Annotated in this window: 25 protein-coding genes; 7 read left to right on the top strand and 18 right to left on the bottom strand. The window is 58.5% G+C overall.

Going from position 1 to position 22,260, the window contains the following annotated elements:
- Positions 1 to 5: 5 nt before the first annotated feature.
- Genes flgH through ACR0CR_RS09000 form a run of 8 tightly spaced genes read right to left on the bottom strand, consistent with a single transcriptional unit; the run spans position 6 to position 4,031 of the window.
- Positions 6 to 737, bottom strand: coding sequence for a flagellar basal body L-ring protein FlgH (gene flgH, locus ACR0CR_RS09035; RefSeq protein WP_480598300.1), 732 nt, complete (start codon positions 735 to 737; stop codon positions 6 to 8).
- On the bottom strand, positions 737 to 1,150 hold the full coding sequence (gene flgA, locus ACR0CR_RS09030; RefSeq protein ID WP_480598299.1) for a flagellar basal body P-ring formation chaperone FlgA: 414 nt from the start codon (positions 1,148 to 1,150) through the stop codon (positions 737 to 739). The genes flgH and flgA overlap by 1 nt, the downstream gene beginning before the upstream one ends.
- Positions 1,150 to 1,935, bottom strand: a complete 786-nt coding sequence (gene flgG, locus ACR0CR_RS09025) for a flagellar basal-body rod protein FlgG (protein WP_480598298.1) — start codon at positions 1,933 to 1,935, stop codon at positions 1,150 to 1,152. The genes flgA and flgG overlap by 1 nt, the downstream gene beginning before the upstream one ends.
- Positions 1,936 to 1,956: 21 nt before the next feature.
- Positions 1,957 to 2,667: a flagellar hook-basal body complex protein gene (locus tag ACR0CR_RS09020; protein ID WP_480598297.1), complete on the bottom strand. Its 711-nt coding sequence runs from the start codon at positions 2,665 to 2,667 to the stop codon at positions 1,957 to 1,959.
- A complete protein-coding gene (locus ACR0CR_RS09015) occupies positions 2,667 to 2,939 on the bottom strand; it encodes a flagellar biosynthetic protein FliQ (protein WP_480598296.1) in 273 nt (90 codons plus the stop codon). The genes ACR0CR_RS09020 and ACR0CR_RS09015 overlap by 1 nt, the downstream gene beginning before the upstream one ends.
- Positions 2,940 to 2,943: 4 nt before the next feature.
- Positions 2,944 to 3,234: a flagellar hook-basal body complex protein FliE gene (gene fliE, locus ACR0CR_RS09010; RefSeq protein WP_480598295.1), complete on the bottom strand. Its 291-nt coding sequence runs from the start codon at positions 3,232 to 3,234 to the stop codon at positions 2,944 to 2,946.
- A gap of 11 nt (positions 3,235 to 3,245) precedes the next feature.
- A complete protein-coding gene (gene flgC / locus ACR0CR_RS09005) occupies positions 3,246 to 3,632 on the bottom strand; it encodes a flagellar basal body rod protein FlgC (RefSeq protein ID WP_480598294.1) in 387 nt (128 codons plus the stop codon).
- Positions 3,633 to 3,644: 12 nt separating this feature from the next.
- Positions 3,645 to 4,031, bottom strand: a complete 387-nt coding sequence (locus ACR0CR_RS09000) for a FlgB family protein (protein WP_480598293.1) — start codon at positions 4,029 to 4,031, stop codon at positions 3,645 to 3,647.
- Between the two features lie 87 nt (positions 4,032 to 4,118).
- Here ACR0CR_RS09000 and ACR0CR_RS08995 point away from each other — a divergent pair, with 87 nt between their 5' ends.
- From ACR0CR_RS08995 to ACR0CR_RS08970, 6 genes are all read left to right on the top strand, one after another.
- On the top strand, positions 4,119 to 5,456 hold the full coding sequence (locus ACR0CR_RS08995; RefSeq protein WP_480598292.1) for a FliI/YscN family ATPase: 1,338 nt from the start codon (positions 4,119 to 4,121) through the stop codon (positions 5,454 to 5,456).
- 86 nt (positions 5,457 to 5,542) lie between these two features.
- Positions 5,543 to 6,382: a flagellar motor protein MotB gene (locus ACR0CR_RS08990; protein ID WP_480598291.1), complete on the top strand. Its 840-nt coding sequence runs from the start codon at positions 5,543 to 5,545 to the stop codon at positions 6,380 to 6,382.
- A gap of 98 nt (positions 6,383 to 6,480) precedes the next feature.
- Positions 6,481 to 7,776: a flagellar hook protein FlgE gene (locus ACR0CR_RS08985; RefSeq protein WP_480598290.1), complete on the top strand. Its 1,296-nt coding sequence runs from the start codon at positions 6,481 to 6,483 to the stop codon at positions 7,774 to 7,776.
- Between the two features lie 33 nt (positions 7,777 to 7,809).
- A complete protein-coding gene (gene flgK, locus ACR0CR_RS08980; RefSeq protein ID WP_480598289.1) occupies positions 7,810 to 9,261 on the top strand; it encodes a flagellar hook-associated protein FlgK in 1,452 nt (483 codons plus the stop codon).
- A 2-nt stretch (positions 9,262 to 9,263) separates the two neighbouring features.
- Positions 9,264 to 10,271 (top strand): flagellin, encoded by a 1,008-nt coding sequence (locus ACR0CR_RS08975; protein WP_480598288.1) that lies wholly within the window; start codon positions 9,264 to 9,266, stop codon positions 10,269 to 10,271.
- Complete coding sequence (locus ACR0CR_RS08970) at positions 10,268 to 11,362, top strand: flagellar basal body P-ring protein FlgI (protein WP_480598287.1); 1,095 nt, start codon at positions 10,268 to 10,270, stop codon at positions 11,360 to 11,362. Before ACR0CR_RS08975 ends, ACR0CR_RS08970 begins: the two co-directional genes overlap by 4 nt.
- Positions 11,363 to 11,406: 44 nt before the next feature.
- On the opposite strand, the gene ACR0CR_RS08965 is transcribed toward ACR0CR_RS08970, so the two are convergent.
- From ACR0CR_RS08965 to ACR0CR_RS08930, 8 genes are all read right to left on the bottom strand, one after another.
- Entirely contained in the window at positions 11,407 to 12,054 is a 648-nt protein-coding gene (locus ACR0CR_RS08965; RefSeq protein WP_480598286.1) for a DUF1523 family protein, read from the bottom strand.
- 11 nt (positions 12,055 to 12,065) lie between these two features.
- Entirely contained in the window at positions 12,066 to 12,332 is a 267-nt protein-coding gene (locus tag ACR0CR_RS08960) for a hypothetical protein (protein WP_480598285.1), read from the bottom strand.
- Positions 12,333 to 13,670, bottom strand: a complete 1,338-nt coding sequence (locus tag ACR0CR_RS08955; protein ID WP_480598284.1) for a DUF6638 family protein — start codon at positions 13,668 to 13,670, stop codon at positions 12,333 to 12,335.
- Positions 13,667 to 14,002 (bottom strand): hypothetical protein, encoded by a 336-nt coding sequence (locus ACR0CR_RS08950; RefSeq protein ID WP_480598283.1) that lies wholly within the window; start codon positions 14,000 to 14,002, stop codon positions 13,667 to 13,669. Before ACR0CR_RS08950 ends, ACR0CR_RS08955 begins: the two co-directional genes overlap by 4 nt.
- Positions 14,003 to 14,299 carry a hypothetical protein gene (locus tag ACR0CR_RS08945; protein WP_480598282.1) on the bottom strand — a complete coding sequence of 99 codons (297 nt, stop codon included), beginning with the start codon at positions 14,297 to 14,299 and terminating at the stop codon, positions 14,003 to 14,005. It lies immediately after the preceding gene.
- Entirely contained in the window at positions 14,299 to 16,230 is a 1,932-nt protein-coding gene (locus tag ACR0CR_RS08940; protein WP_480598281.1) for an AAA family ATPase, read from the bottom strand. Before ACR0CR_RS08940 ends, ACR0CR_RS08945 begins: the two co-directional genes overlap by 1 nt.
- A gap of 57 nt (positions 16,231 to 16,287) precedes the next feature.
- Positions 16,288 to 17,406 carry a hypothetical protein gene (locus ACR0CR_RS08935; RefSeq protein ID WP_480598280.1) on the bottom strand — a complete coding sequence of 373 codons (1,119 nt, stop codon included), beginning with the start codon at positions 17,404 to 17,406 and terminating at the stop codon, positions 16,288 to 16,290.
- A gap of 206 nt (positions 17,407 to 17,612) precedes the next feature.
- Positions 17,613 to 18,692, bottom strand: coding sequence for a hypothetical protein (locus tag ACR0CR_RS08930; protein ID WP_480598279.1), 1,080 nt, complete (start codon positions 18,690 to 18,692; stop codon positions 17,613 to 17,615).
- A 268-nt stretch (positions 18,693 to 18,960) separates the two neighbouring features.
- On the opposite strand from ACR0CR_RS08930, the gene ACR0CR_RS08925 reads away from it, so the two are divergent.
- Positions 18,961 to 21,144 (top strand): esterase-like activity of phytase family protein, encoded by a 2,184-nt coding sequence (locus ACR0CR_RS08925; protein ID WP_480598278.1) that lies wholly within the window; start codon positions 18,961 to 18,963, stop codon positions 21,142 to 21,144.
- 72 nt (positions 21,145 to 21,216) lie between these two features.
- Here the strand turns inward: ACR0CR_RS08925 and ACR0CR_RS08920 are convergent, their stop codons facing one another.
- On the bottom strand, positions 21,217 to 21,459 hold the full coding sequence (locus ACR0CR_RS08920; RefSeq protein WP_480598277.1) for a glycine zipper 2TM domain-containing protein: 243 nt from the start codon (positions 21,457 to 21,459) through the stop codon (positions 21,217 to 21,219).
- A 248-nt stretch (positions 21,460 to 21,707) separates the two neighbouring features.
- A complete protein-coding gene (locus tag ACR0CR_RS08915; RefSeq protein ID WP_480598276.1) occupies positions 21,708 to 22,175 on the bottom strand; it encodes an Hsp20 family protein in 468 nt (155 codons plus the stop codon).
- Between the last annotated feature and the right edge of the window lie 85 nt (positions 22,176 to 22,260).

The raw sequence follows: 22,260 nt of genomic DNA, 5'->3' as shown, positions 1-22,260 counted from the left end.
GCACCTCAGAACGGCAATAGAGTGTCAAGAATCTGCTGTCCGTACCGCGGTTGCTGGACATCGCTGATTTGACCCCGTCCGCCATACGACACGCGGGCCGATGCAATCTTGTCGTAGGTGATTTCATTCTGGCGCGAGATATCTTCGGGGCGGACATATCCGGCGACCAACAACTCTCTCAGTTCGAAATTCACCCGCAATTCCTGCGAACCCGATATGGACAAAACACCATTGGGCAGAACGTCCACCACAGTCGCCGCGACGCGCAACGTCAGTTTTTCCTTACGCTTGACCGAGCCTTTTCCTTTGCTGACCGAGGATGAATCGACGGAAACCGCGTCATCCAATGTTGCACCAACCGGCAATTTGTCCGCGGCCCGTTGGGGCAATCCCAATAGGCTTGGAATTTCAAGGTTTTCGGACCCCGAACGTGAACGGTTGGTATCGTTCGAGAATTCAGCCTTTTCATCCAGTTCGATCACGACTGTCAGAATATCGCCCTTCTTCATCGCGCGCTGATCGCCCAGCAGCGAGTGTTGCCCGCCGCTCCAGAGTGAGGCCTGATCAACAGTCCGCCGCGACTGCGAGTGTAGCGGCAGGCCGGGCCATAGCATGGCAACATGTTCCGGTGACTCGGTGTTAGGAGTCAGACTGGGAGGCCTGCCGAGATGGTCCAGCCGGGCGCAACCTGATATGGCGAGAACACCTAGAAAAACGGTTCCGGAAATACGTGACATTACCTGACCTCGATTTGGCCATCGGCTCGGACAACTCCGGTCACGGTTGTTCGCGACGTCAGATTCATAACGCGAATCCTGTCGCCAACAGCACCGCGACCCAATGCGCGACCTTCGGCAGTGATGGAAAGTGCGACCTGATGGAAGACCAAAGTCACCAACTCATTGCGATCAACGATCGCGGGTGGACCGACATCCGCAGTGCGGATAGGTCGCCCTGGGTACAAAGCCACGCGGGCCTCCTGACCGATCAATTCGGTTGGGTCGCGAAAGGTGCCCGCTGCGTCCAACGGCTTGACGTCCAGATCCCCGGCCGAGATGATTTCCTTGGCGCGAATGGTCCGGGTGGGCACTACTGTCTCAGCCACAGCCGCCACCGGAAGTAGCGCCAGGAATGCAATCAGAATCCGCATCATCGCACCTGCGTCGTTGCGCCCATCATCTGATCAACGGCCGAGATGACCTTGGCGTTCATCTCATAGCCCCGCTGGGCCTCGATCAACTCGGTCACCTCACGCACCGCATCGACGGAACTGTCTTCGAGATAGCCCTGCCGAACCGTGCCCAATCCGCCCTCACCCGGGGTACCCACGATAGGCGCGCCAGAGGCTTCGGTTTCTTTGAAAAGGTTGCTGCCGACCGCCTCAAGACCTTTGGCATTCGAAAAGCTGGCGAGGGTGAATTCACCCAAAAGCTGACCCTCGGCTGCGTCCTCGAAATAGGCATAGACCTCGCCTGATGCGTTGATCGAGATCGAGCTCGCATCGTCGGGAATTGTGATCTCGGGGGCCACAGCGAAGCCGTCAGAGGTCACGATCAACCCTTCGGCAGACCGTTTCAGACTGCCGTCTCGCGTGAAGGCGGATTGACCGCTGGGCAAGGTTACTTCCAGATAGCCGCGCCCTTCAATTGCAATGTCCAGATCGCTGCCGGTGGCGGACAATGCACCTTGCTCCAGCTGAACGGTGACGGCAGCGGGACGGACGCCCAGACCCAACTGAATTCCGGTCGGCAGAACCGTGCCGTCGTTGGCATTCACGGTACCGGCCCGCGCCATCTGCTGATAGTGCAGATCGGCAAATTCAGCGCGGCGCGCATTGTAACCCGTGGTGTTCATATTCGCGAGGTTGTTCGAGATCGTCTCAACCCGCATTTGTTGCGCCGTCATGCCCGTCGCTGCGATTTTCAATGCCCGCATGTCAAATCCTCCAGTACAAAGTCAGCGCATCAGCGCCTTGAGCGCGCCGCGCACCCGCTCATCTTCGGTTTCCAGAAAGCTCTGGCCCAGCTCATAGGCGCGCTGGATTTCGACCAGCCGTGTCACCTGTTCGATCGCGTTGACGTTCGAGCCTTCGAGGAAATGATTGAGCACCACGGGTGTTTCGACCGGTACAACCTCGGCGTCGGCCCTGAAGAGATTACTACCCTCGCGCACAAGGGACTTGGGATCAGCCACGCTGTAGACACCGATCTGCCCCAAAAATTGGCCCTCGACGCTAAGTGTACCATCACCGCCCACATCGATGGACGCTGCATCAGGCGGAACAAACACCGGCGCGCCGGTGCTGTCCAACACGCGGTGCCCATCCATAGTCACCAGATCACCATCGGCATTGGGGGAAAACGCTCCGGCGCGAGACAGGCGATTGCCACCCGGCGTTTCGACCATGAAGAAACCGTCGCCTTCGATGGCAAAGTCAAACTGCCCTCCGGTCTCGGTCAGGACCCCCTGTTGCAACGAGGTATTGCGCACCTCGGCCCGTGCCATCGACAGGGACGGATTGCCCGGCATGTCGCGCACAAACTCGGAAAATACCAAGCCCTGCGCGCGGTATCCGGTCGTGTTGGCGTTGGCGATATTGTTCGCCACCAGCCGCATTTCATTCATCAGCCCCGACTGGCGGGACAAGGTGGTGTAGGCGGTATCCATCAGCGACCTCCGGCGATCAGCGGGATGAGGGTTGAGGTAAAGAACGTCACAAGCGTCTGGGTCATGAAACCCATGGAAATCCAAAACACGGCGACAATGGCGATCAGCTTGGGCACGAAGGTCAGTGTCATCTCCTGCACCGAGGTCAGCGCCTGGAACAGGCCAACCACGAGGCCCGATACCAGCGCCACCGCCAGGATCGGGACCGAGGTGATCACCGCGACCCAAAGCGCCTGACGCACGATGTCATAAAACAGACCTTCGCTCAGCATCGCGTCAGACCGGCATCCGCAGGATTTCCTGATAGGCCTCGACCACTTTATTGCGCACGATGACGGCAGTTTCCACGGCCAGTTCGGTTTGCGCCAGCGCCTGAACCAGCGCGTGCGGGTCGGCCTGGCCGGTCATGGAGGCCTCAGACATTTGCTCAGACTGTTTCAGCGTTGCCGCAAAGTCCTGAAAACCGGATCGCAACCCTTGCGCCATTCCGGTGTGGTCGGGATCGGCCTGAGTGGCGGGGCGGGCGCCGGCATAATTCTGTGCGGCATTGAGGGCTCGGATATCCATTCTGGTGTCCTTTATTTTCTGAGGAGGTCCATCAGGCTCGACGACATCTGACGTGTCTGGTCGAACATTTTGAGGTTGGCTTCGTAGCTGCGCTGCGCCTCGCGGGCGTCGGCAATCTCGATCATCAGATCGACGTTGGAACCGCGATAGTGACCGGTGTCATCCGCCATCGGATGGCCGGGGTCATAGATCCGCGACAGCGCGCGCTGATCCAGCTTGACCCGCCCGGCTTGTACCATTTCCTTGCCGCCGTTTTCGACGGATTCAAAAGGCACGGTCTTGCGGCGATAACCTGGTGTGTCGGCGTTCGAGATATTCTCGGACACATGCCGCAATCGCGCCGCTTGCGCACGCAAAGCGCTGGCGGATGCTGTCAGAGAATGGGAAAAATCGCTCATACCACGTCCTCCTTATGCGCGACCCAAAGAGGTGCGCAGGATGCCGATGGAAGACTTGTAGATCGCCAGAGCGCGGTCATGCTGACGTTTGACCTCGACCGCTTTCAACATCTCTTCCTCGATGGACACGCCGTTGCCATTGGGATCGCCCGAGGGCGCGGCCTCGTGCTCTGCCCATGGCACGGCCACCGAGGCACCGTTCAGATGCCCCGCCCGCGTGGCGGTCATGTCGGCTTGATGGCCGGACTTCTCGAATGCGGTTTGAAAGGCCTCAAGATCACGCGGCTGGTAGCCCGGCGTATCCGCATTGGCCATGTTGCGCGCAATCACCGCCTGCCGTTGTCCGGCATGGGTTGCCATTGCGTACGCTGTCTTAAAGACGTTCAGGTCTGTGAACATCGGGGCTTCTCCCTCGATCAATTTCAATCAAGGCTTAACCCCGATTCCTTTAGAAAGCGTTTCAGCGAACCTGTTGGAGAATCCACAATGTCCGATCTCGACCCGATGCTTCTGAAATGCGAATTCGACCGGCTTTCCGCCATGCGCCACATGGGCCGCGTGTCCAGCGTGGGGCGGGGGGTCATAGAAATTCAAGGGCTAGAGGGGCAGGCCCGCATCGGCGACCACCTGACCCTGAGGCGGCGCAGCGGTCCTGATCTGGCCGGAGAGGTGCTGCATGTCGAATCGGACGTGGTTCACATGATGCCCAGCGCCGCGCCCGATGGTGTTTGCCTAGGTGACAGGGTGTTTCTGGATCAGACCCCCGCCTTTGCGCCAGGGATGCATTGGTTGGGGCGTGTCGTCGATCCGTTCGGCACACCGCTGGACGGAAAACCTCTGCTATCGGGCGCTGAGGAACGTGACATTATGCAGGCCCCGCCCCCCGCCGTGGCCCGTAAACCACTGGGCGCGCGGATGGAGACCGGACTGGCCATGCTCAACACCATGCTGCCTGTGGTGCAAGGGCAGCGGATCGGGTTATTCGCGGGGTCTGGCGTGGGCAAGTCGACCTTGTTGGCGACGCTGGCCAGATCGATGCAGGCGGACGCGGTGGTGGTTGCATTGATCGGCGAACGCGGGCGCGAGGTGAATGAATTTGTCGAACACGCAGTTGGCGCCGAGGGGATGAAGCGCTCGGTCGTTGTGGCGGCGACCTCGGATCAGTCGGCGCTGGCGCGTCGGCGCTGCGCCTGGTCGGCGATGGCGGTGGCCGAATATCTGCGCGACCAGGGGCTGAATGTCCTGTTTCTGGCCGATTCGGTGACCCGCTTTGCCGAGGCGCACCGAGAAATCGCCGTGGCCATGGGTGAGGCCCCTTCCTTGCGGGGTTTCCCGCCTTCCGTCACGCCACTGATTGCCGGGTTGTGCGAACGCGCTGGACCCGGCACGGCAGAACAGGGGGATATCACGGCAGTGTTCAGCGTTCTTGTCGCCGGTTCGGATATGGACGAACCCGTCGCCGACATTCTGCGCGGCGTGCTAGACGGCCACATTGTCCTGAGCCGCGAGATTGCCGAACGTGGGCGGTTCCCGGCCATTGACCTCAGCCGCTCGGTCTCGCGCAGCCTGCCAGGCGCCGCGACATCGGACGAAAACCAGATGATTTCAGAAACCCGCAAACTGGTCGGCAGCTATGAGCAATCTGAGGTGATGATCAAAGCGGGGCTTTATTCCGAGGGCTCGGACCCGTTGCTTGATCAAGCCGTACGCGTGCATGACGACTTGGACACATTCTTTGCCAAGCCCGAGCCGGATGGCATCAAGAACAGCTTCAACCACCTGCAGCTGATCCTGCGGCGCGCGGGGTCGAACCTTCCGCGCTAAGGAAATCGAGACAGTTTTAGGTGTTAAACCCACTTTAAGACCTGCCCGGCTACCCCTGTTATTGGGTGATAGAAAAGGTGGTGGAGATGGGTGCGCAATCCAATGCGGCGCCAATCATCATCAAGAAGAAACGTGTGTCGGGTGGCGATGGTCATCACGGTGGGGCGTGGAAGGTCGCGTATGCTGACTTTGTCACGGCCATGATGGCGTTCTTCATGTTGATGTGGCTGCTGAATGCAACGACGGAAAAACAACGTAAGGGGCTGGCAGATTATTTCTCGCCGACGATTCCTGTGAACCCAGTTTCGGGTGGCGGCGACGGGGCCTTTGGCGGCGATAACATGTTTTCGGAAAAGACCATGGTGATGGATGGCTCGGGCGCGAGCAACCGCCGTCCTACCGACGCCAAACAGGCGCGTGGTTCCACCGGGGTTGATGCAAAAGGCGGCGGCAAAGGCGCGTTCGAGGATTTTTCGTCCCTCGAAGCACAGCTTTTGGGCCGCACGGGTGAGAGCATGGTGTCCGACAAAGTGCTCAAGCACATCGTCACGCGGGTGACCGACAAAGGCCTGGTGGTCGAGCTGTTCGACACGGAAGATCAGCCACTGTTTGAGCAGGGAACGGACAAGCCAACGCCGATGATGCAGGCACTTGTTCTTCTGGTTGCGCGCTCGTCCGATATCGTGACAAACGCGATGTCCGTCGAAGGTCATGTGCGTGCATCGCCAGTGGTTTTGGCCAAAAACCCGGTCTGGGGTGTTTCCACAACCCGCGCGCAGACTGTTCGGCAGATGCTTCAGGACAGGGGTGTACCCGCCCAGCGCCTTGACCGCATCACCGGGCACGCAGATCGAGAATTGGCTGTCAAAAACCCAATGGCTGTGCGGAACAACCGGATCGAGATCGTTTTCCTGCGCAATCCCTGAGACAAAAACTATGGACTGCATTTTACATGTTAGCCTGCTGTTAAGGCCGCGTGCGTTAGCTGTTGCATCAAGGATTGACGCAACAGAAGGGCGTGCCAATGACCATTTCTTCTTCGCTGAATGCGGGCGTGGCCTCGTTGAAGGCCAATGCCAACAGGCTTGCCACGATTTCAGACAATATCGCGAATTCATCGACCTTCGGCTACAAGCGGGTCGAAACTGATTTTCATTCGATGGTCACCGCAGGCCAGGGCGGCAGTTATTCCGCTGGGGGCGTTCGTACCACCAGTCAACGGTTGATTGACCAGCGCGGTTCGCTGGTGACCACCAGCAATTCAACCGATCTGGCCGTGCGCGGGCGCGGGATGCTGCCGGTTCGTCCCAGCTCGCAAATTGCAGGTGGATCGAACGAAATGCTGCTTGCAACCACGGGATCTTTCCGCACCAATGAAGAAGGGTACCTGGTAACTGAATCTGGCCTCGTGTTGCTGGGTTGGCGGGCCAACCCCGACGGTTCAATTCCCGCTGTTCCTCGGGATACACCCGCCGCGCTGGAGCCGATTCAACTCAGCGTCAACCAATTGTCCGGGGCGCCCACCACGCAGATGAACCTGCGCATGAATCTGCCCGCAACGGCCACCGACGCCGGGGCACCAGGGAACACGCAACCTCTGTCGGTCGAGTATTTCGATAACCTAGGAAAATCCGAGAGCGTTGATATCGAACTGGTTCCGACCGTGCCAGCGACAGGCTCAAGCAATACCTGGACGATGACGCTGCGCGATTCGGCCTCGGGTGGGGCGGTGATCGGCGAATATACTCTAACCTTCACCAACAACCGCACTGCTGGGGGAACCCTGGCAAGCGTCGCGGCGATTTCCGGCGGCGCGTACGATCCGGTAACCGGCAGTGTCGTCGTGAACGTCGCGGGCGGACCGATGGAGATCAATATCGGCATGATCGGAGACTCGGACGGGATCACGCAGTTGTCTGACACGTTTGCCCCAGTGTCGATCACCCGCGATGGCTCGGCCGTGGGAACAATGACCAGCGTGCAAGTGGACGAGAACGGCTATGTCTACGCCTTCTACGATACCGGTGTCAGCCGCCGCATGTTTCAGATTCCGTTGGCCGATGTGCCCAATCCAAATGGGTTGACCGCACTGGACAGCCAGACCTACGCACCGTCACGGGAAAGCGGAACTTTCTTCCTTTGGAACGCAGGCGAAGGCCCGACGGGTGAGTTGATCTCATTCGCGCGCGAAGAATCGACCACGGATGTCGCAACGGAACTGACATCGATGATCCAGACCCAGCGCGCCTACTCATCCAGTGCCAAGGTCATCCAGACGGTCGACGAAATGTTGCAGGAAACCACCAATATCAAACGCTGATCCCACTGGTGACCAAAGGCAAGGAGCTTTGTCATGAACATGTCGACAGCCCTGAACAACGCACTGGGCGGCCTGAGCGCGGCCAGCAGAGGTGCAGCTGTTGTTTCGGGAAACATCGCCAACGCGTTGACGCCCGGCTACGCCCGAAGATCGGTTGAATTGGCAACCAGTCAAATTTCCGGAAACGGCGTACGCGTTGTCGGTGTCACCCGTCATCAGGACCCGGTTTTGATGGCCAACCGGCGCGAGGCCGATGCCGAGCAATCAATGGCAAATACTATTGCAGAGTTTCACGTCGGGCTTGAAAAGCTGGTGGGCACGGCAGATGACCCATCGTCAATTTCGGCGCGGCTGGCGGCGTTCGAAAGCAGCCTGATCACGGCAGCCAGCCTGCCCGACTCGGCGCAGCGCCTTGATCAGGTCGCCCGTGCTGCCGGTGCGCTCAGCGACGGCCTGAATGCCGCATCCGAGGGTGTGCGCCAGATGCGATCTGATGCGGATCGAACAATTGGCAAGCAAGTGGAAACGCTGAATCAAACCTTGAAAGACATAGAAGCGCTGAACGCTAAGATACCGGCCATCCGAAATTCTGGGGGTGACATTGGCGCTCTGCAGGACCGGCGCGCGGTTTTGATCGATGAACTCAACGCCTTGGTTCCTGTAAACGTTGTGGCCCGCGACAATGATCAGGTTTCGCTCTATTCGGACGGCGGTTTGATCTTGCTGGAGGGTACGGCGGTCGAGTTTCAGTTTTCGACCACAGGCGACACGAAGCCGCATATGACCGTTGCCAATGGGCTGCTTTCCGGTCTGTCCGTCAACGGACAGCCCGTGCGGGTCGATGGCGATTTCGCGCAGATTAGGGGCGGTGCTCTGGTTGCCCAGTTTCAAATACGCGATGAACTTACTGTCGAAGCGCAAGAAAACCTGGACGTCCTTGCCCGGGACTTGATCGAACGATTTGAGACGCCTGGTTTGGATCCGACGGTAACTGCGGCCGATCCAGGCGTGTTCACCGATGACGGGGTTCGCTTTGATCCGTTGGCACCGTCGGGCCTTGCCTCACGCATATCGGTGAACGCCGTCGTGGATCCGGATCAAGGCGGTGATAGCTGGCGATTGCGCGCCGGACTTGGCGCTGCCAGTCCTGGAGCGCCGGGCGACGCAAGCCAATTGCGGGCGTTCGGAGCCATAATGACACTGGCGCGCCCCGTCGCCGGTTCGATCTTTGGCACCGGCGATCTAAGGGCAAGTGAATTGTTCGAAGCCATGCAATCCAAAGCCGGTTCAGACGCCCATGTGGCAAGCGAGCGGCTGGCCTTTGCGGCAACCGCGCAGCTTGAGATGCAGAAAATCGTGGCTGAACAGGGCGTTGACAGCGACACAGAGCTGCAAAACCTGATGCGGATTGAACAATCCTACGCCGCAAATGCACGCCTCGTCGCAGTGGTCGACGAACTGATGGACACTCTTCTGAGGCTCTGAACATGACACTTACCTCTATTGGCGATCTGGCCCGCGGGCTGACATTGCGCAGCCGAAGCACCGAGATAAAATCGCAAATCGAAACCCTGTCGCATGAGATGTCGTCCGGTCAGGTTCAGGATATCTCGGGCCAATTGGGCGGGGATTATTCGCACCTTCTGGACCTGGACCGGGGCCTAGAACGCCTCAACGCGTTTTCCGTTGCAACGGCCGAGGCGCGCCTGTTCACTGATGCAATGCAGGCAAGCATGACGACGTTTTCCGACGCCGTCACAGAAATCTCATCCAGCCTTTTGTCATTCGGAACTTCAAATCAGGCGGTGACGCATGAACATGCATCGGTTCACGCTCAAAACCAACTGGATTCGATGATCTCTGCGCTGAATACACGTGCCGGGGGGCGCAGTTTATACTCTGGTACAGCCACGGATGTTTCGCCGCTTGCCTCGGCGGATACTTTGCTGAGCGCATTACGGACACAACTGACAGGCCAGGTCACCGCTGCGGACATAAGGTTGGCCGCTGAAAACTGGTTTAACAATCCAGCCGGGTTTGACGCAGTAATCTATCAGGGATCGTCCAATTCCCTGGCCCCAATGCAGATTTCGGAAAACGAACACATTGACGTGCCAGTCAAGGCAATTGACCCGGCGCTCAAAGATGCCATCAGGGACGTTGCGGTCGCTGCTTTGGCAACGGATGCCACGATTGGGCTACCTACCGTGCAGCGTACGGCCCTGTTCACCGATCTTGGTCTCGATCTGGCCAGATCCAAAGACAAGGTCGTGAACATTCGCGCCGATATTGGTGCGGCCGAGGCCAGGGTAGAGCATGCTGCGACCAGAAATGCCGCCGAAAGGACCAGCAAAGAGTTTGCTCGTAGTGCATTGATCGCCGCAGACCCTTACGAAACGGCAGCGCGATTGCAGACGGTTCAGTTTCAGTTGGAGAGCTTGTATTCAGTAACCGTTCGCAACGCGAACCTTTCCCTGGTGAATTTCCTGAGATGAAGCTGATTTTTATACTGCTTGTATTGCTGCCCTGCATGGCAAGCGCCGGCTCCATTCGACTGAAGGACCTGGTCGATTTCGACGGGGTCCGCGGAAATGACCTTGTTGGCTATGGCCTTGTGGTTGGCCTGAATGGCACGGGCGATGGCCTACGTAATTCTCCGTTTACCGAAGAAATCATGTCCAATATCCTCGAACGACTGGGCGTCAACGTGAACGGAGAGGATTTTCGCCCCAAGAACGTGGCCGCCGTTTTGGTCACTGCAAGCTTGCCCCCCTTTGCGCGCGTGGGCGGGCAGATTGACGTTACGGTCTCGGCCATCGGGGACTCCAAAGGGTTGCTTGGTGGCACGCTGATCATGACGCCCTTGAACGCGGCGGATGGTCAGATCTATGCGGTGGCCCAAGGCACTGTTCTGGCTGGTGGCGCAGCAGCCGAAGGCGAAGCCGCGTCGGTTGTGCGCGGTGTTCCGACCTCGGGCGTTATCCCGTCTGGGGCGCGTGTCGAACGAGAGGTCGGATTTGAACTCTCTGATCTGACGCAAATGAGGCTGGCGCTCCGCGAACCCGATTTCACGACAGCGGGTCGCATCGAATCCGCAATCAATACCGAATTCAACCGCGCCGTGGCCATCATGCGAGACGCCGGAACTGTCGAACTGAACATTGCTGCGACGCAAACAGCTTCGACCGCACATGCGATTGGCCGGATCGAGAACATCCTGGTCGAACCGGAAAGCAAAGCTCGTGTTGTGGTCGATCAAAGATCGGGCACCATCGTCATGGGTCAGGATGTCCGCATCTCGCGGGTCGCGGTATCACAGGGCAATCTCACGCTGACGGTCGAAGAGGCCCCGATTGCGGTCCAACCCAACCCATTCGCGCAAGGTGAAACCGTTGTGGTCCCCAGAACTCTTGCAGGTATTGAAGAAGAGGATGGAACAGGGCTTGCCGAAATTCCAGAAGCGACCACCCTGTCCGAAGTTGTGGCAGGGCTGAACGCCCTTGGTGTGTCACCTCGGGACATGATTGACATCCTAAAGACAATCAAGGCCGCTGGAGCGTTGCATGCGGAATTCGTCGTACGCTAGCTACCCCTTGCGGATATGGCGAAGGGATCGGGTAAACCCAGTCATTACTTTGACTTCCAGCTGTCCAGCCATTGTTTGATCCGGCCGCTCTTTTCTTCAATTGCATCACCGGCGGCATAGAAACCGTCTTCCACATTCTCAAGCATCGGGTCGATGCGGCGCTGCCGGAAGCGCCGCCACCGGACCCAGATCGCCCACAGAATGGCAAAGAAAACCGTCAGGAAAATGATGTTGAACCAGGGGATCAAACGAACATCAGGACTGTCGACAGGTCGCACCGAAACTGCGTTGGGGAAAATGGACATAAGCTGATTGCGCCAGCCATAGTGGCGCAAAACCACCCATTGCGGATCGGCAGCGGTTGAGACCAGGTTGGTCAACTCTGCCTGCAGGTTTGAGCTGTCCAGCTTGAAATAGGGCGGCCAGCCCCAACCGGTGTCCTCGTTGCGATAAACACGCGGCTTCCCATTGGGGCGGAAGGTTTCGACAAAACGCACATCCCGGTTGACGGTCTGCGCGCCCTCCTGTCCGGTATCCTGCTGCGCCCAGAAGATCGAGTTTTCACCGAAATCGACCCGACGCACCTCGGTTTTCACGATCCTTACGACGTCCTGCTGTGGCAGAGTGTATTCCAACACCGAGGCCACAAGCCCCCAGAAAACGACTATGAACGCCCATTTGACATAGACCATCTATCCGGCCCTCATTTGAAATTTGTTATATAGATCAGCAGGACAATCGCCCCGATGGGGATGACATAGATGCCCAGCAGCAGTTTCTTTCGAAAAGACTTGTCGTATTGCCGCATCCCTCGTTCCAGAAAAGCATCGCGATCCCCCGACAGTCCCTTTTTCTCCCAATGCGCGATGAGCTTACCGCGCCGCACCCAGCGAGAATAGAGCGACACAACGACATAGATCACCGTCAGGACGATCAGCAAAGGGATCAGAAAACGCAGGGCAACAAACATTCAACCTCTCCCAATTGCACCCCAGGGACCGACACGCGCAACAAGGTCATCGAGGCCCCTGACATCCCCGCTCATATCCGGTTCATGACCGAAAAGGGCGGCACGCGCACCTGCCTTGTCCACCTGATACTCACGCGCGAGGAAGTCGGCAACATAGGCTTTCTTGGTCTCGGGCCAGGTTTTGTAGGTGCTGTAGAACAGCTCTTTATGGCAAATGAACAGCTGGCGCGGGTCCAGCGGGGCCAGCTCTGCCAACAGCATGTTGACCAGATCACGGTTTGGCGTATCCGCCGCGCGAAGCGTATAGAAATAGGCCGGGTGGTCCGAGGTGATGCGCGGCCAAGGCCCACCATCGGTCGCCCAGCGCAGCAATTGGGCAAGCCCGTGATAGGCTTCGGGCAACTGATCCGCGTGGGTCCTTGCAAGCCGACGCATATCGCTACGATCCAGCCCGGTCAGATCGACACCCGCGTCAGCCGAGGCGGCAATTGTCAGGAAATCCATCTTTTGTTGCAGGATGGCCGAGGAATCCACGCCGCGCGCCTCAATAATACTCTCGACCAGACTGTTGTAGTTCAGAAACTTGGCAATCTGGTTGGTCTGAAATTTTTCGAACACAAACTTCAATGGCAGGTCGTCTGGTCTGTCACCCATGCAAATCGCGGCAGGGTGGTCCAGATCCGGAAACAGAAAAAGACCGCCAAAATGTGCAGTCCAGAAATTCGGCTGCTCGAATGCAGTGTGGCGCAGATGAACGGGGTTTCGGGTGACGTCGCCGGTCTCCTTGGCTGTCTCGATCATTTTAGCGATCAGCACATCATCGAACCAGGCGTCATCTTCGGTTTTGAATTGTTCAACCATCCCTGCCAACTGCGTCGCCTTACGCAGAGTCCCACCCGCGGTATCGGCCTCGATCTCGATCTTACGCAGGTTCAGCAGATCGGCTGGGGTGCTGAGTTTGAAGACAGAGTTCACCAGTTCTCCGGCCACCGCATCGGTGGCGGTCAGGGCGAATAGCTGCGCCTCGTTCATCTCGATAAATTCGCGCAGAATATCGCGCGAGGTCGAGAATTTGACATTCAGCAGAGGCGCGCGTTTCTGCTCGGTCGTCAGCAGGATGAACTGCCGGTTGACCCCGTTGGGGTTGAGGTAGAGCTCGTCCTCCAGCTCAATCCCCACCTCGGGGGAATAGCCCGAGATATCGACATGGAAATCCGTCAAAGTCGTGGTCTTGCCCGCCAGATGCTGCAGTGCGCGGTTATACCGCTCGACTAAGGCCGGGCTGGAGATGTGGACTAGATTGCCGAACATCAGGCCTTTTTCGATGAGGCGGATCATTCTGACCACCTGTGCGTGACTTGCAGGTCAATTCCCTTGACCAGTCCAACCCAATAAGGCGCTGACAATATGAGGCCGCCAACCAATACCACAGAAGGTTCTAGCCTTTCACTTAACCCCCAAGTGTCAAAAATCACCAAGCCACATACGGCAATCAAACCATAATACACTGCAACCGCGACGCCTAAACTAGCGGTCCACCAAAAAAAGAACCGGAGCCACATAAAGCCACCCAAAGGTACGGGTAGACTGCGCCTGATCACCCATAAGACAAACTTGATGCCCGAATAGGCAAGGAGCGCACAAGTAATGAGGTAGAGGATATCAAGCACTCAATAACTCCTAGCAAACCGACCAACAACCACAACCGCCAACACCAACACCAACAATGGTAATGCAAACGCTCGCCCTGTGATCTGCAAGTTGAACCCGAGGTAAGACACAACGCTGCCCTCAAACAGGATCAGGGACTCTTCCCATGAGGTGCCCTCAAACCCGCCGCCCGCATTGACGCCGAACTGAGTTAGAAACAGCACCGCCGCGGCACCCAGAAATCCGATCACCCCCCAGCGCAGAGGCAGGATCAGGCCCAATACAAGCGCAAAGCCGGAAATCGCGTAGACGAGCACTATCCCTTCCCCTCCAAATACCGCCGCTTGGCTTCTTCCATCCTGCTCATTTCGCGCACCGCATTTTCGATGGCGACCTCGTCGCTCTTGTCGGCATAGCGGAACTCGCTGTCGGCGTAGCGGTTGATTTCCTGCATCACCATTTCCACAGTGATCGGCTGGCGCAGGTCCTCGATCATGGCCTTCTTGGTGTCGTAGTCGCGGAACAGGAACAGGTCGGGGTTTTCCATCCACTCGTCGGGCAGTTCGAAATCCATCGCGCGGACCTTGACCGCGTCGGTGATGTTCTTGATCGCGCGGCCGGTGAACCGCTCATCCGCCTGTTGGATCGCCTTGAGGTAGGTGCCCAGCTTGGCAATCGTGTCCATCTGGCCGATATCGTCGGAGACCCGGTCAAAGACCTGCAGCAGGGAGTCCTCATGCGGGCGGGAGTGGCTTTCGAAGCTGGCGGCGACGGCCTTTTTGATCTCTTGCGCGGCAAAGGCTTCATGCTCGCCCAACGGGATGTCGTGGTTGCGGCCCATCAGCAGGTGCAGGATGTCGATGTAATCCTCGCGCGTTTGCGGCCCGTCCACCAGAAACCGCGCCCCCGCACGCTGACGCAGGGCGTCGTCCACATTCTCGGGGTAGTTCGAAAACATGCCAAAGGTGCAGTTGCCGCGCACGACGGTGTTGGCACCGGCAAAGCTCTCCATCAGCACGGCGGTGATTTCCAGTTGCCCAGCTGACGACTGCCGGTCGCCGCGTTTGCCCGCAAGCTGGTCGATATCGTCGATGGTGCCGAACCCGATGACCGAGGGGTCAATGATCGTGTTGATAAACGCCTTGGCGTTCTGGCCGGACTTGCCCTGATAGCTGTCGATATTGTCGGTGCTCAGGTTCTGATAGCGGAACGGATAGCCCGCGTTCTGGCAATAATCGTTGATCAGCCCGGCCATCATCTGGATCAGAGTAGTCTTGCCGGTGCCCGGTTTGCCGTCGCCCATGAAAGTAAAGATGAACCCGCCGAGCTCGGCGAACGGGTTCAGGCGGCGGTCGAAATCATAGGCCATCACCATCTTGGCCAGCTTCATCGCCTGATACTTGGCGATGTGGTTGCCGACCACCTCGTTCGGTTTCTTGAACGTCATGGTCAGGGTGGTGGATTTGGCCTTGGAGGCGGGCTCGAACCCCCGGATCGTCAGGTCATCCGCCTCGATATGCCACGCGGCGTTCTGGAACGGGGCCAGATGATCCGCCGACTGCGCGCGCAGGGCGGCCTTGTCCATCAGTTTTTCAGCATAGGCGCTCGTGGCCGCGATCAGATGCGCGTCGTCGGGGGCGTGTTTTGCCAACACTTGATCCAGCTCCCACAGGGTACCGTGCAGAGCGAGTTGACCATTGTCGGTCAGGACCTCTTCGATCTCGCCGAGGTCGACGGTGGTCTCGCCCAGATGCGAAGACATCAGGTAGGCCAGCGCATTCCCGAAAGTATGGGATGTGATCAAAGCTTCGGCCGTCAGCAATTCCGAGAATTCTGTTTTGCGCGCGGCGGGCAGATCTCCGGCCAGATTGGCCCGTTTCAGATCGGCCAATGGGGTCTGCTCCGCATAAGCCTCGGCCACGGCCAGAGCGATTGCAATCGCGCGCCGAATGGCCCGCTGCGCCGTGGCCTGAGGGGGTGAGACCAGCGTATCGCCATCATCCGAGGCCTCGATCCGCTCAACCAGATGCACGCCATCAGCGCGTGCAGTACGACGCGTCACCAGACCCGGAGTCGTGGATCGGAATCGCCGCCCCGTCGAAACACCCGAAGATCGCTCAACGACCGTCTCAACCGGTTTTGCAATCCGCGGCGCGTGCTCGAACCCGTTCAACAGGGCCGTCGCCGCCGGGTAATGCTTGCGAATGTCGTCTTCGCGCAATTCCAACTGATCTGACGTCAAACTCATCTCAAAAACCGCCCATTCTTCTTCTGTTCAAAAATACCTCCGCCGGAGGCAATAAATCTAATAGCGCAACACCTGCCCCGTCTTGCTGACCACGAATTTGCGTACATCGGCAAAGCCCGGCGGGTTGCGTTCGGCCAGAACCTGAAACGGACGCTGAGGCAGAATGATCGAGCGCTGCGTCCGCGTGGCTCCGGTCTCGGCCCCCTGCCCGCCGAACGGGTCCAGCGCAAAGACCTCGCGTTCGACGGTCGAGAACCACCCAGCGCGTTCCTCGATCACCTCCTCGCTTTCCAGCTCTTCCGTAGTCCAGGCCAGCGCCCAGTCCTGCCCCTGAGGCGCCTGCGCGTCCTCAAGCACCTGCCGCAGCGGGCCGGATTGTTCGGTATAGGCCGAGGAATACATCGGCCCCACATGGATGCGACGCAGGTGTTTGGGGTGCAGGTCGTCGAAATCCTGATCAAAGCCCTTGGCGATGGTCACCAGCTTCAACCCGCCCAAGGACTGCGCCATCAGATGCGCCTGCACTTCGGGCCAGCGGCGTTGGTCCTTGGGCAGGGCCGTTCTGCCGCTGTCCTCAAGCTGCATCAAGTAGATGACTGGCAGGTTGATCTGGCTGTCATAGACCGCCCAATGGACCATGAACTTGCGCCGCTCGCCCTCATTCCCGATCCAATGGCATTCGGGATCGTTGCGGGCCCAGAACAGCTGACCTTTCAGCAATTCCTCGTAGTAGAGCCTTTGGGATAGCGCGAATTGCAGCTTGGTGGGGATTTCCTGATCGCCAATGATCGTCCGCACCATGTCGGTTTTCAGGTCATCCTCCGAGGGCATATTCGCCAGATGCACCTGCGCCTGTTGCGCGTCATTGGCCATGGTCAGCAACTCAGCCGCCACCGGAAACCCGCTGTCACGCTTGTCCATCGCAAGGCTGCCAAAAAACCGCCCCGTATCGCGCCCGACCAGAAGGTATTTCATACTGAGCGCGCGAAAGGTGTAGAGCAACCCCGAGAGGTAGCGCGACACGATCCGCACCTCTTGCTTGCTGATCGCGCCCTCAGCCTCCATCGTCGCGGCCACGCGCAGGAGGTGGACAGTGATCACCTCAAATTTGCGGAAATAGCGGCGTGAGGCGAAGGTGTCGGTCAGGCCGACATGATCTTGGGTGGGGTTAGTCATTCGCTTCTTTGTTCGAACGAAGTAGTTTGATCGCAATACTTACCATTGAACCGAACGCGCCGCCTATCGCACCGAAGAAACCGGTCGGACTAAATTCATAAAGACCTGCATAATAGACACCAATAAGAATCGCTGACAGGAGTGCGACATCGGTCCACCAATCGAGCCAACGTTCTATCCTCCCGAATAGAGGAAATCTCTGCAATTTAACCCCCATACAAATTCTTATCATGCTTCTCGACAATCGAGGCAAACCGGCGGGCAAAGCGTTCATCTGCCTTGGCCTTTTTCTCCAGCACGTCGCGGGCAAAGACCATGTGGTCCTCATGCGCCTCAAGCATGTCGGCCATCTTCTGGTTGGTCGCGGTGCCGATGGCGGCCATCGCCGTCTGCGCCTCCTGGTCGGTCTGCACGCCGATCTCGTTGATGCGATGGGCCACGTCTTGCTGCTGCGCTGTTTTCAACGATTTGGTCAGGGCGTCATACAGCACCACGCGCTGTTGCGTGTCTGTTTGCAACTTGTTGATCAACACCATCTGCGTCGCCGCCTGGTTCTGAAGTGAGTCGACCCAGGTCTTGCCCTTTTCGATATAGCGCTCCAACGTCTGGGATTTGGCCAGCTTGACCTGCTCTTCCTGCACCTTGGCGTTGTATTGCTTGTTCAGCTCGGCCAGTTCAGTTTCCAGCTGCGTGCGCGCGGCGGCGTCCTGCTCGACGCTGATCTTGTTTTCCAGCGTGATAATGGTCGGGTCCATACCCTGAATCTCGACGCGCAGCGCCTCTAGTTCGGCCACCGTCGCCTCACGGTCGTCCAGCGTGACGGTCAGGTTGTCCTCGACCTTCACGCGCTGGTCTTCCAGCACCGACAGCTGGCCTTCCAGCAGCTTTACGATCACGTCCGATTTGGCGATCAGGTCCTGCAGCTTGTCGTCGATATTGGCGGTGCGCATACGTTCCTGCCGCATCGACTCAGATTTGCCTTTCGAGAAAACGCCCACAAAGCTCTCCCACCCGGTTTTCGAGCGCATTTCGTCGAAATCCTTGGAGAACGCGTTGGTGACGTCGTCCAACCCCATGATCAGTTCGGCGATGTTGGCGTTCATCACCTCGGTATGGGCGTGCACGTCTTCCAGAGTAGCATTTTCGATGTCGATATTCGCTTCAGCCGTGCCAATCTTGGCGCGGGCGGCCTCGATCCGCGAGGTCAGCCCTTCGATCTGCGACTGGCTTTCGCGCACCTTGGCCTGAGTTTCCTGAATCAACGCATCAAACTGCTGGTTCGACATCTGCTATCCCTTTTTTCGTTATGCACCCAATTAGATAGGTAATGTTACGCCCATTTACATCCCCTTGGGCGCGAAATTCCCTCGAAGAATCGCAAATTCATCCTGTAAAAGATAGCGCCAACGACCGGGCGCAGTGCGGATTTGGCGCTGCGCGGTTTTGCTGCAACGCCGGGCGCGGTTTGTCATGAAACTGAAGCAAAATCGTCACGTTGGTGCAACACACCGCGTCCATGCCCCCTGCATCCAAATGAGAAGAGGAAATCCACCGATGTCATTGCGCATTGTCTGCCTGACGTCTGCCCTTGCCCTGACCGCCGGTCAGGCTGCGGCAGAGATGAATTTCAATCGAATTGCGTCCTTCCCGGTCGTGAAAAACATGGCCGATGGGGCCGATACTGCCCGCGAAACGTCGCCCGAGATCATCGCAGCCACCGCTGATGGCATGACGCTGGTTTATACCGACAGCCCGTTGGGCGTGATCGGTATGGTTGATATTACTGACCCGGCAAACCCAGCGCCCTTGGGAGCGATGGATGTGGGCGGCGAGCCGACCTCGGTCGGGATCGTTGGCGCGACTGCCTTTGTGGGTGTGAATACCTCGGAAAGCTATACAGCGCCTTCGGGCAAGCTGATATCGGTTGATATCGCAGGCAAGGCCGAAACCGGTGCCTGTGATCTGGGCGGTCAGCCCGACAGCGTGGCCATCGCCCCCGATGGCAGCTTTGTGGCTGTGGCGATTGAGAACGAGCGTGACGAGGATCTGAACGATGGCCTCATCCCGCAATTGCCCGCCGGGTCGCTGGCTTTGGTGCCGCTGAAGGATGGTGCACTGGATTGTTCGGGCCTGACTATGGCCTCGCTGACCGGTCTGGCCGAGGTTGCCCCGACCGACCCCGAGCCGGAGTTCGTGGACATCAACAGCCTTGGTGAGACCGTCGTCACCCTGCAGGAAAACAACCACATCGCGGTTGTTGCCAAAGACGGCACCGTGATCAGCCATTTCTCGGCCGGCAGCGTGGATCTGGAAGGCATCGACGCCACCGATGAGCGCGGCGCGCTGATCTTCACCGAAAACCAACCGGGCCGCTTGCGCGAGCCGGATGCGGTGAAATGGATCGACGACAACCACTTCGCCACCGCCAACGAAGGCGACTATGAGGGCGGATCGCGTGGCTGGACGATCTTCAACAAAGACGGCACCGTTGTTTATGAAAACGGCACCGACTTCGAGAAAGCGATCATCCAAATCGGCCACTACCCCGACAAACGCTCGGACGCCAAAGGGGTTGAGCCCGAAAGCGTGACCGCAGCCACCTTCGGCGGCACACCGATGATCTTTGTTGGCGCCGAGCGTGCCTCGGTCGTCGGGGTCTATGACGCCACCGACCCTGCGAACCCGGTTCTGAAACAACTGCTGCCCTCGGGCGTTGGACCGGAAGGCTACGTTGCGATCCCCGAGCGGAACCTGCTGATCTCGGCCAATGAAAAAGACCTGATCGAAGATGGCGGCCCGCGCGCGCATGTTTCGATCTTCGAGTATCAGGATGCACCCGCCGCTTACCCGCATCTGACGTCAGAAGGCGCGGATGAGCTGATCGGATGGGGCGCTCTGTCCGGTCTGGTCGCTGACGAGGACGGCATGATCTATGCGGTCAATGACAGCTTTTTTGGCTTCCAGCCTTCGATCTTCAAAATCGACCCCAGCCAGCAGCCCGCTCGCATTGTGGACGTGATCCGCATCCACCGTCAGGACGGCAACCCGGCGCAAAAGCTGGACCTGGAGGGCATCACTCTGGACGGCAAGGGCGGCTTCTATGTTGCCTCAGAAGGGCGCACCGATCGTGTGATCCCGCACGCGATCTACCACGTCTCGGCCGACGGTCTAGTCAAGGACCGCAAGGGCGAAATTGGCCTGCCTGCCGAGCTGATGGCGGTCGAGAAACGCTTTGGCTTCGAGGGGATCACCAAGATCGGCGACACCCTGTGGATGGCCGTACAGCGTGAATGGAAGGACGACCCGGAAAACCACGTGAAGCTGGTGGCCTACAACCTTGAGACCAAGGAATGGGGTGCGGTTCACTACCCAAAGGCAGATCCGGAAACCGGTTGGGTCGGCCTTTCGGAAATCGTGGCCTTCGGTGACCATGTCTATGTGATCGAACGCGACAACCAGCATGACCACCGCGCTGTGACCAAGAAGGTCTACCGCATCCCGCTGTCCGAGATGACCCCGGCCCCGCTGGGCGGCACCCTGCCTGTGGTCAGCAAGCAAGAGGTCCGCGACCTGCTGCCCGATTTGACCCTTACCGGCGGCTACGTTCTGGACAAAATCGAAGGTCTGGCCATCTTGCCCTCGGGCGAGGCGTTTGTGATGACCGACAATGACGGCGTCGACGATGCCTCGGGCGAGACGATGTTCTGGTCGATCGGATCGGTGACGGCTGGCAACTGAATCACGCCGCCCTAAAGACTGGCGCCGCGCAGTACATGCGCGGCGCTTAACGTTTCAGCTTGGGTGTTTTCCTCAGTGGCAGGCCGACTGACCGGCGTACATACCCAGTCCAGCGCCCGCCGCGGTGGCAAGTGTATTGCCTGAACCACCTCCGAAGCGATTGCCGACGACTCCGCCGACAGCGGCCCCACCCAAAATACCCGCAGCGCAACGCGCATCATGCTGTACCTGAGCCTGAGTTGGGGTCGTTGGTGCACCACAGGCCGCCAAGGCCATCGCACCAACAAGCAAGCAAGAAACCGTTAGCTTCTTCATGTCAGTTTCCTTCCATTCACTCGTACAAAGTTGCTTTTGTTTTTGTCCAAGATAGTCCGACGAATTCGCGAATGTCGGCAGTGCCCCGAACAAAGCAACGCAGGTATTCAGATAGCGCGCTGAATATTCGGCCTCAGTGCAGAACAGATGCTGATCCGGGGAACAACGCCCCGCGTCTGGAGGAACGCGGGGCGTATGGTGCGATAACCCAGAGAGGAACGATTATCGCGGCGTAATGATCGTCCGCCTTAGTTCACGGCTTTGGCGTCGACCACATCCTTTTCGATGGCCTGGCCGGACGAAATTTCGATCCGGCGCGGTTTCAGGGCCTCAGGCACCTCACGCTTCAGTTCGATGTTCAGCATGCCGTTTTCGTGGCTTGCGCCGGTGACCCGGACGTGGTCCGCCAAGGCAAAGCGGCGCTCGAACGCGCGGGTGGCGATGCCACGGTGCAGGTAGCTGCGATCCTTGTCCTCGGCCGCTTTCTTACCGGCGACGACCAGAGAGTTCTCTTTCACTTCGACCGACAGGTCGTTTTCGGAAAATCCGGCGACAGCGACCGAGATGCGGTAAGCGTCGGCATCGGTTTTTTCGATGTTATACGGCGGGTAGCTGGGCTGGGCCACGTCATTGGTCAGCACGCGGTCCATCATGTCGGCGATCTGGTCGAAACCAACGGTGGCGCGGTGCAGCGGTGCAAAGTCAAAAGTACGCATGTGTCGTATCCTCATGGTTGAGCGATTTACGAAATGTGCCCTCCGTTCGGACGGGCGGTGATGTTGTCCGGACCCCGTGTGTGGC

The organism is Ruegeria sp. AM2 (assembly GCF_056540685.1).
Note: the sequence above shows the minus strand (reverse complement) of the source record. Positions and strands in the feature narration are given on the sequence as shown.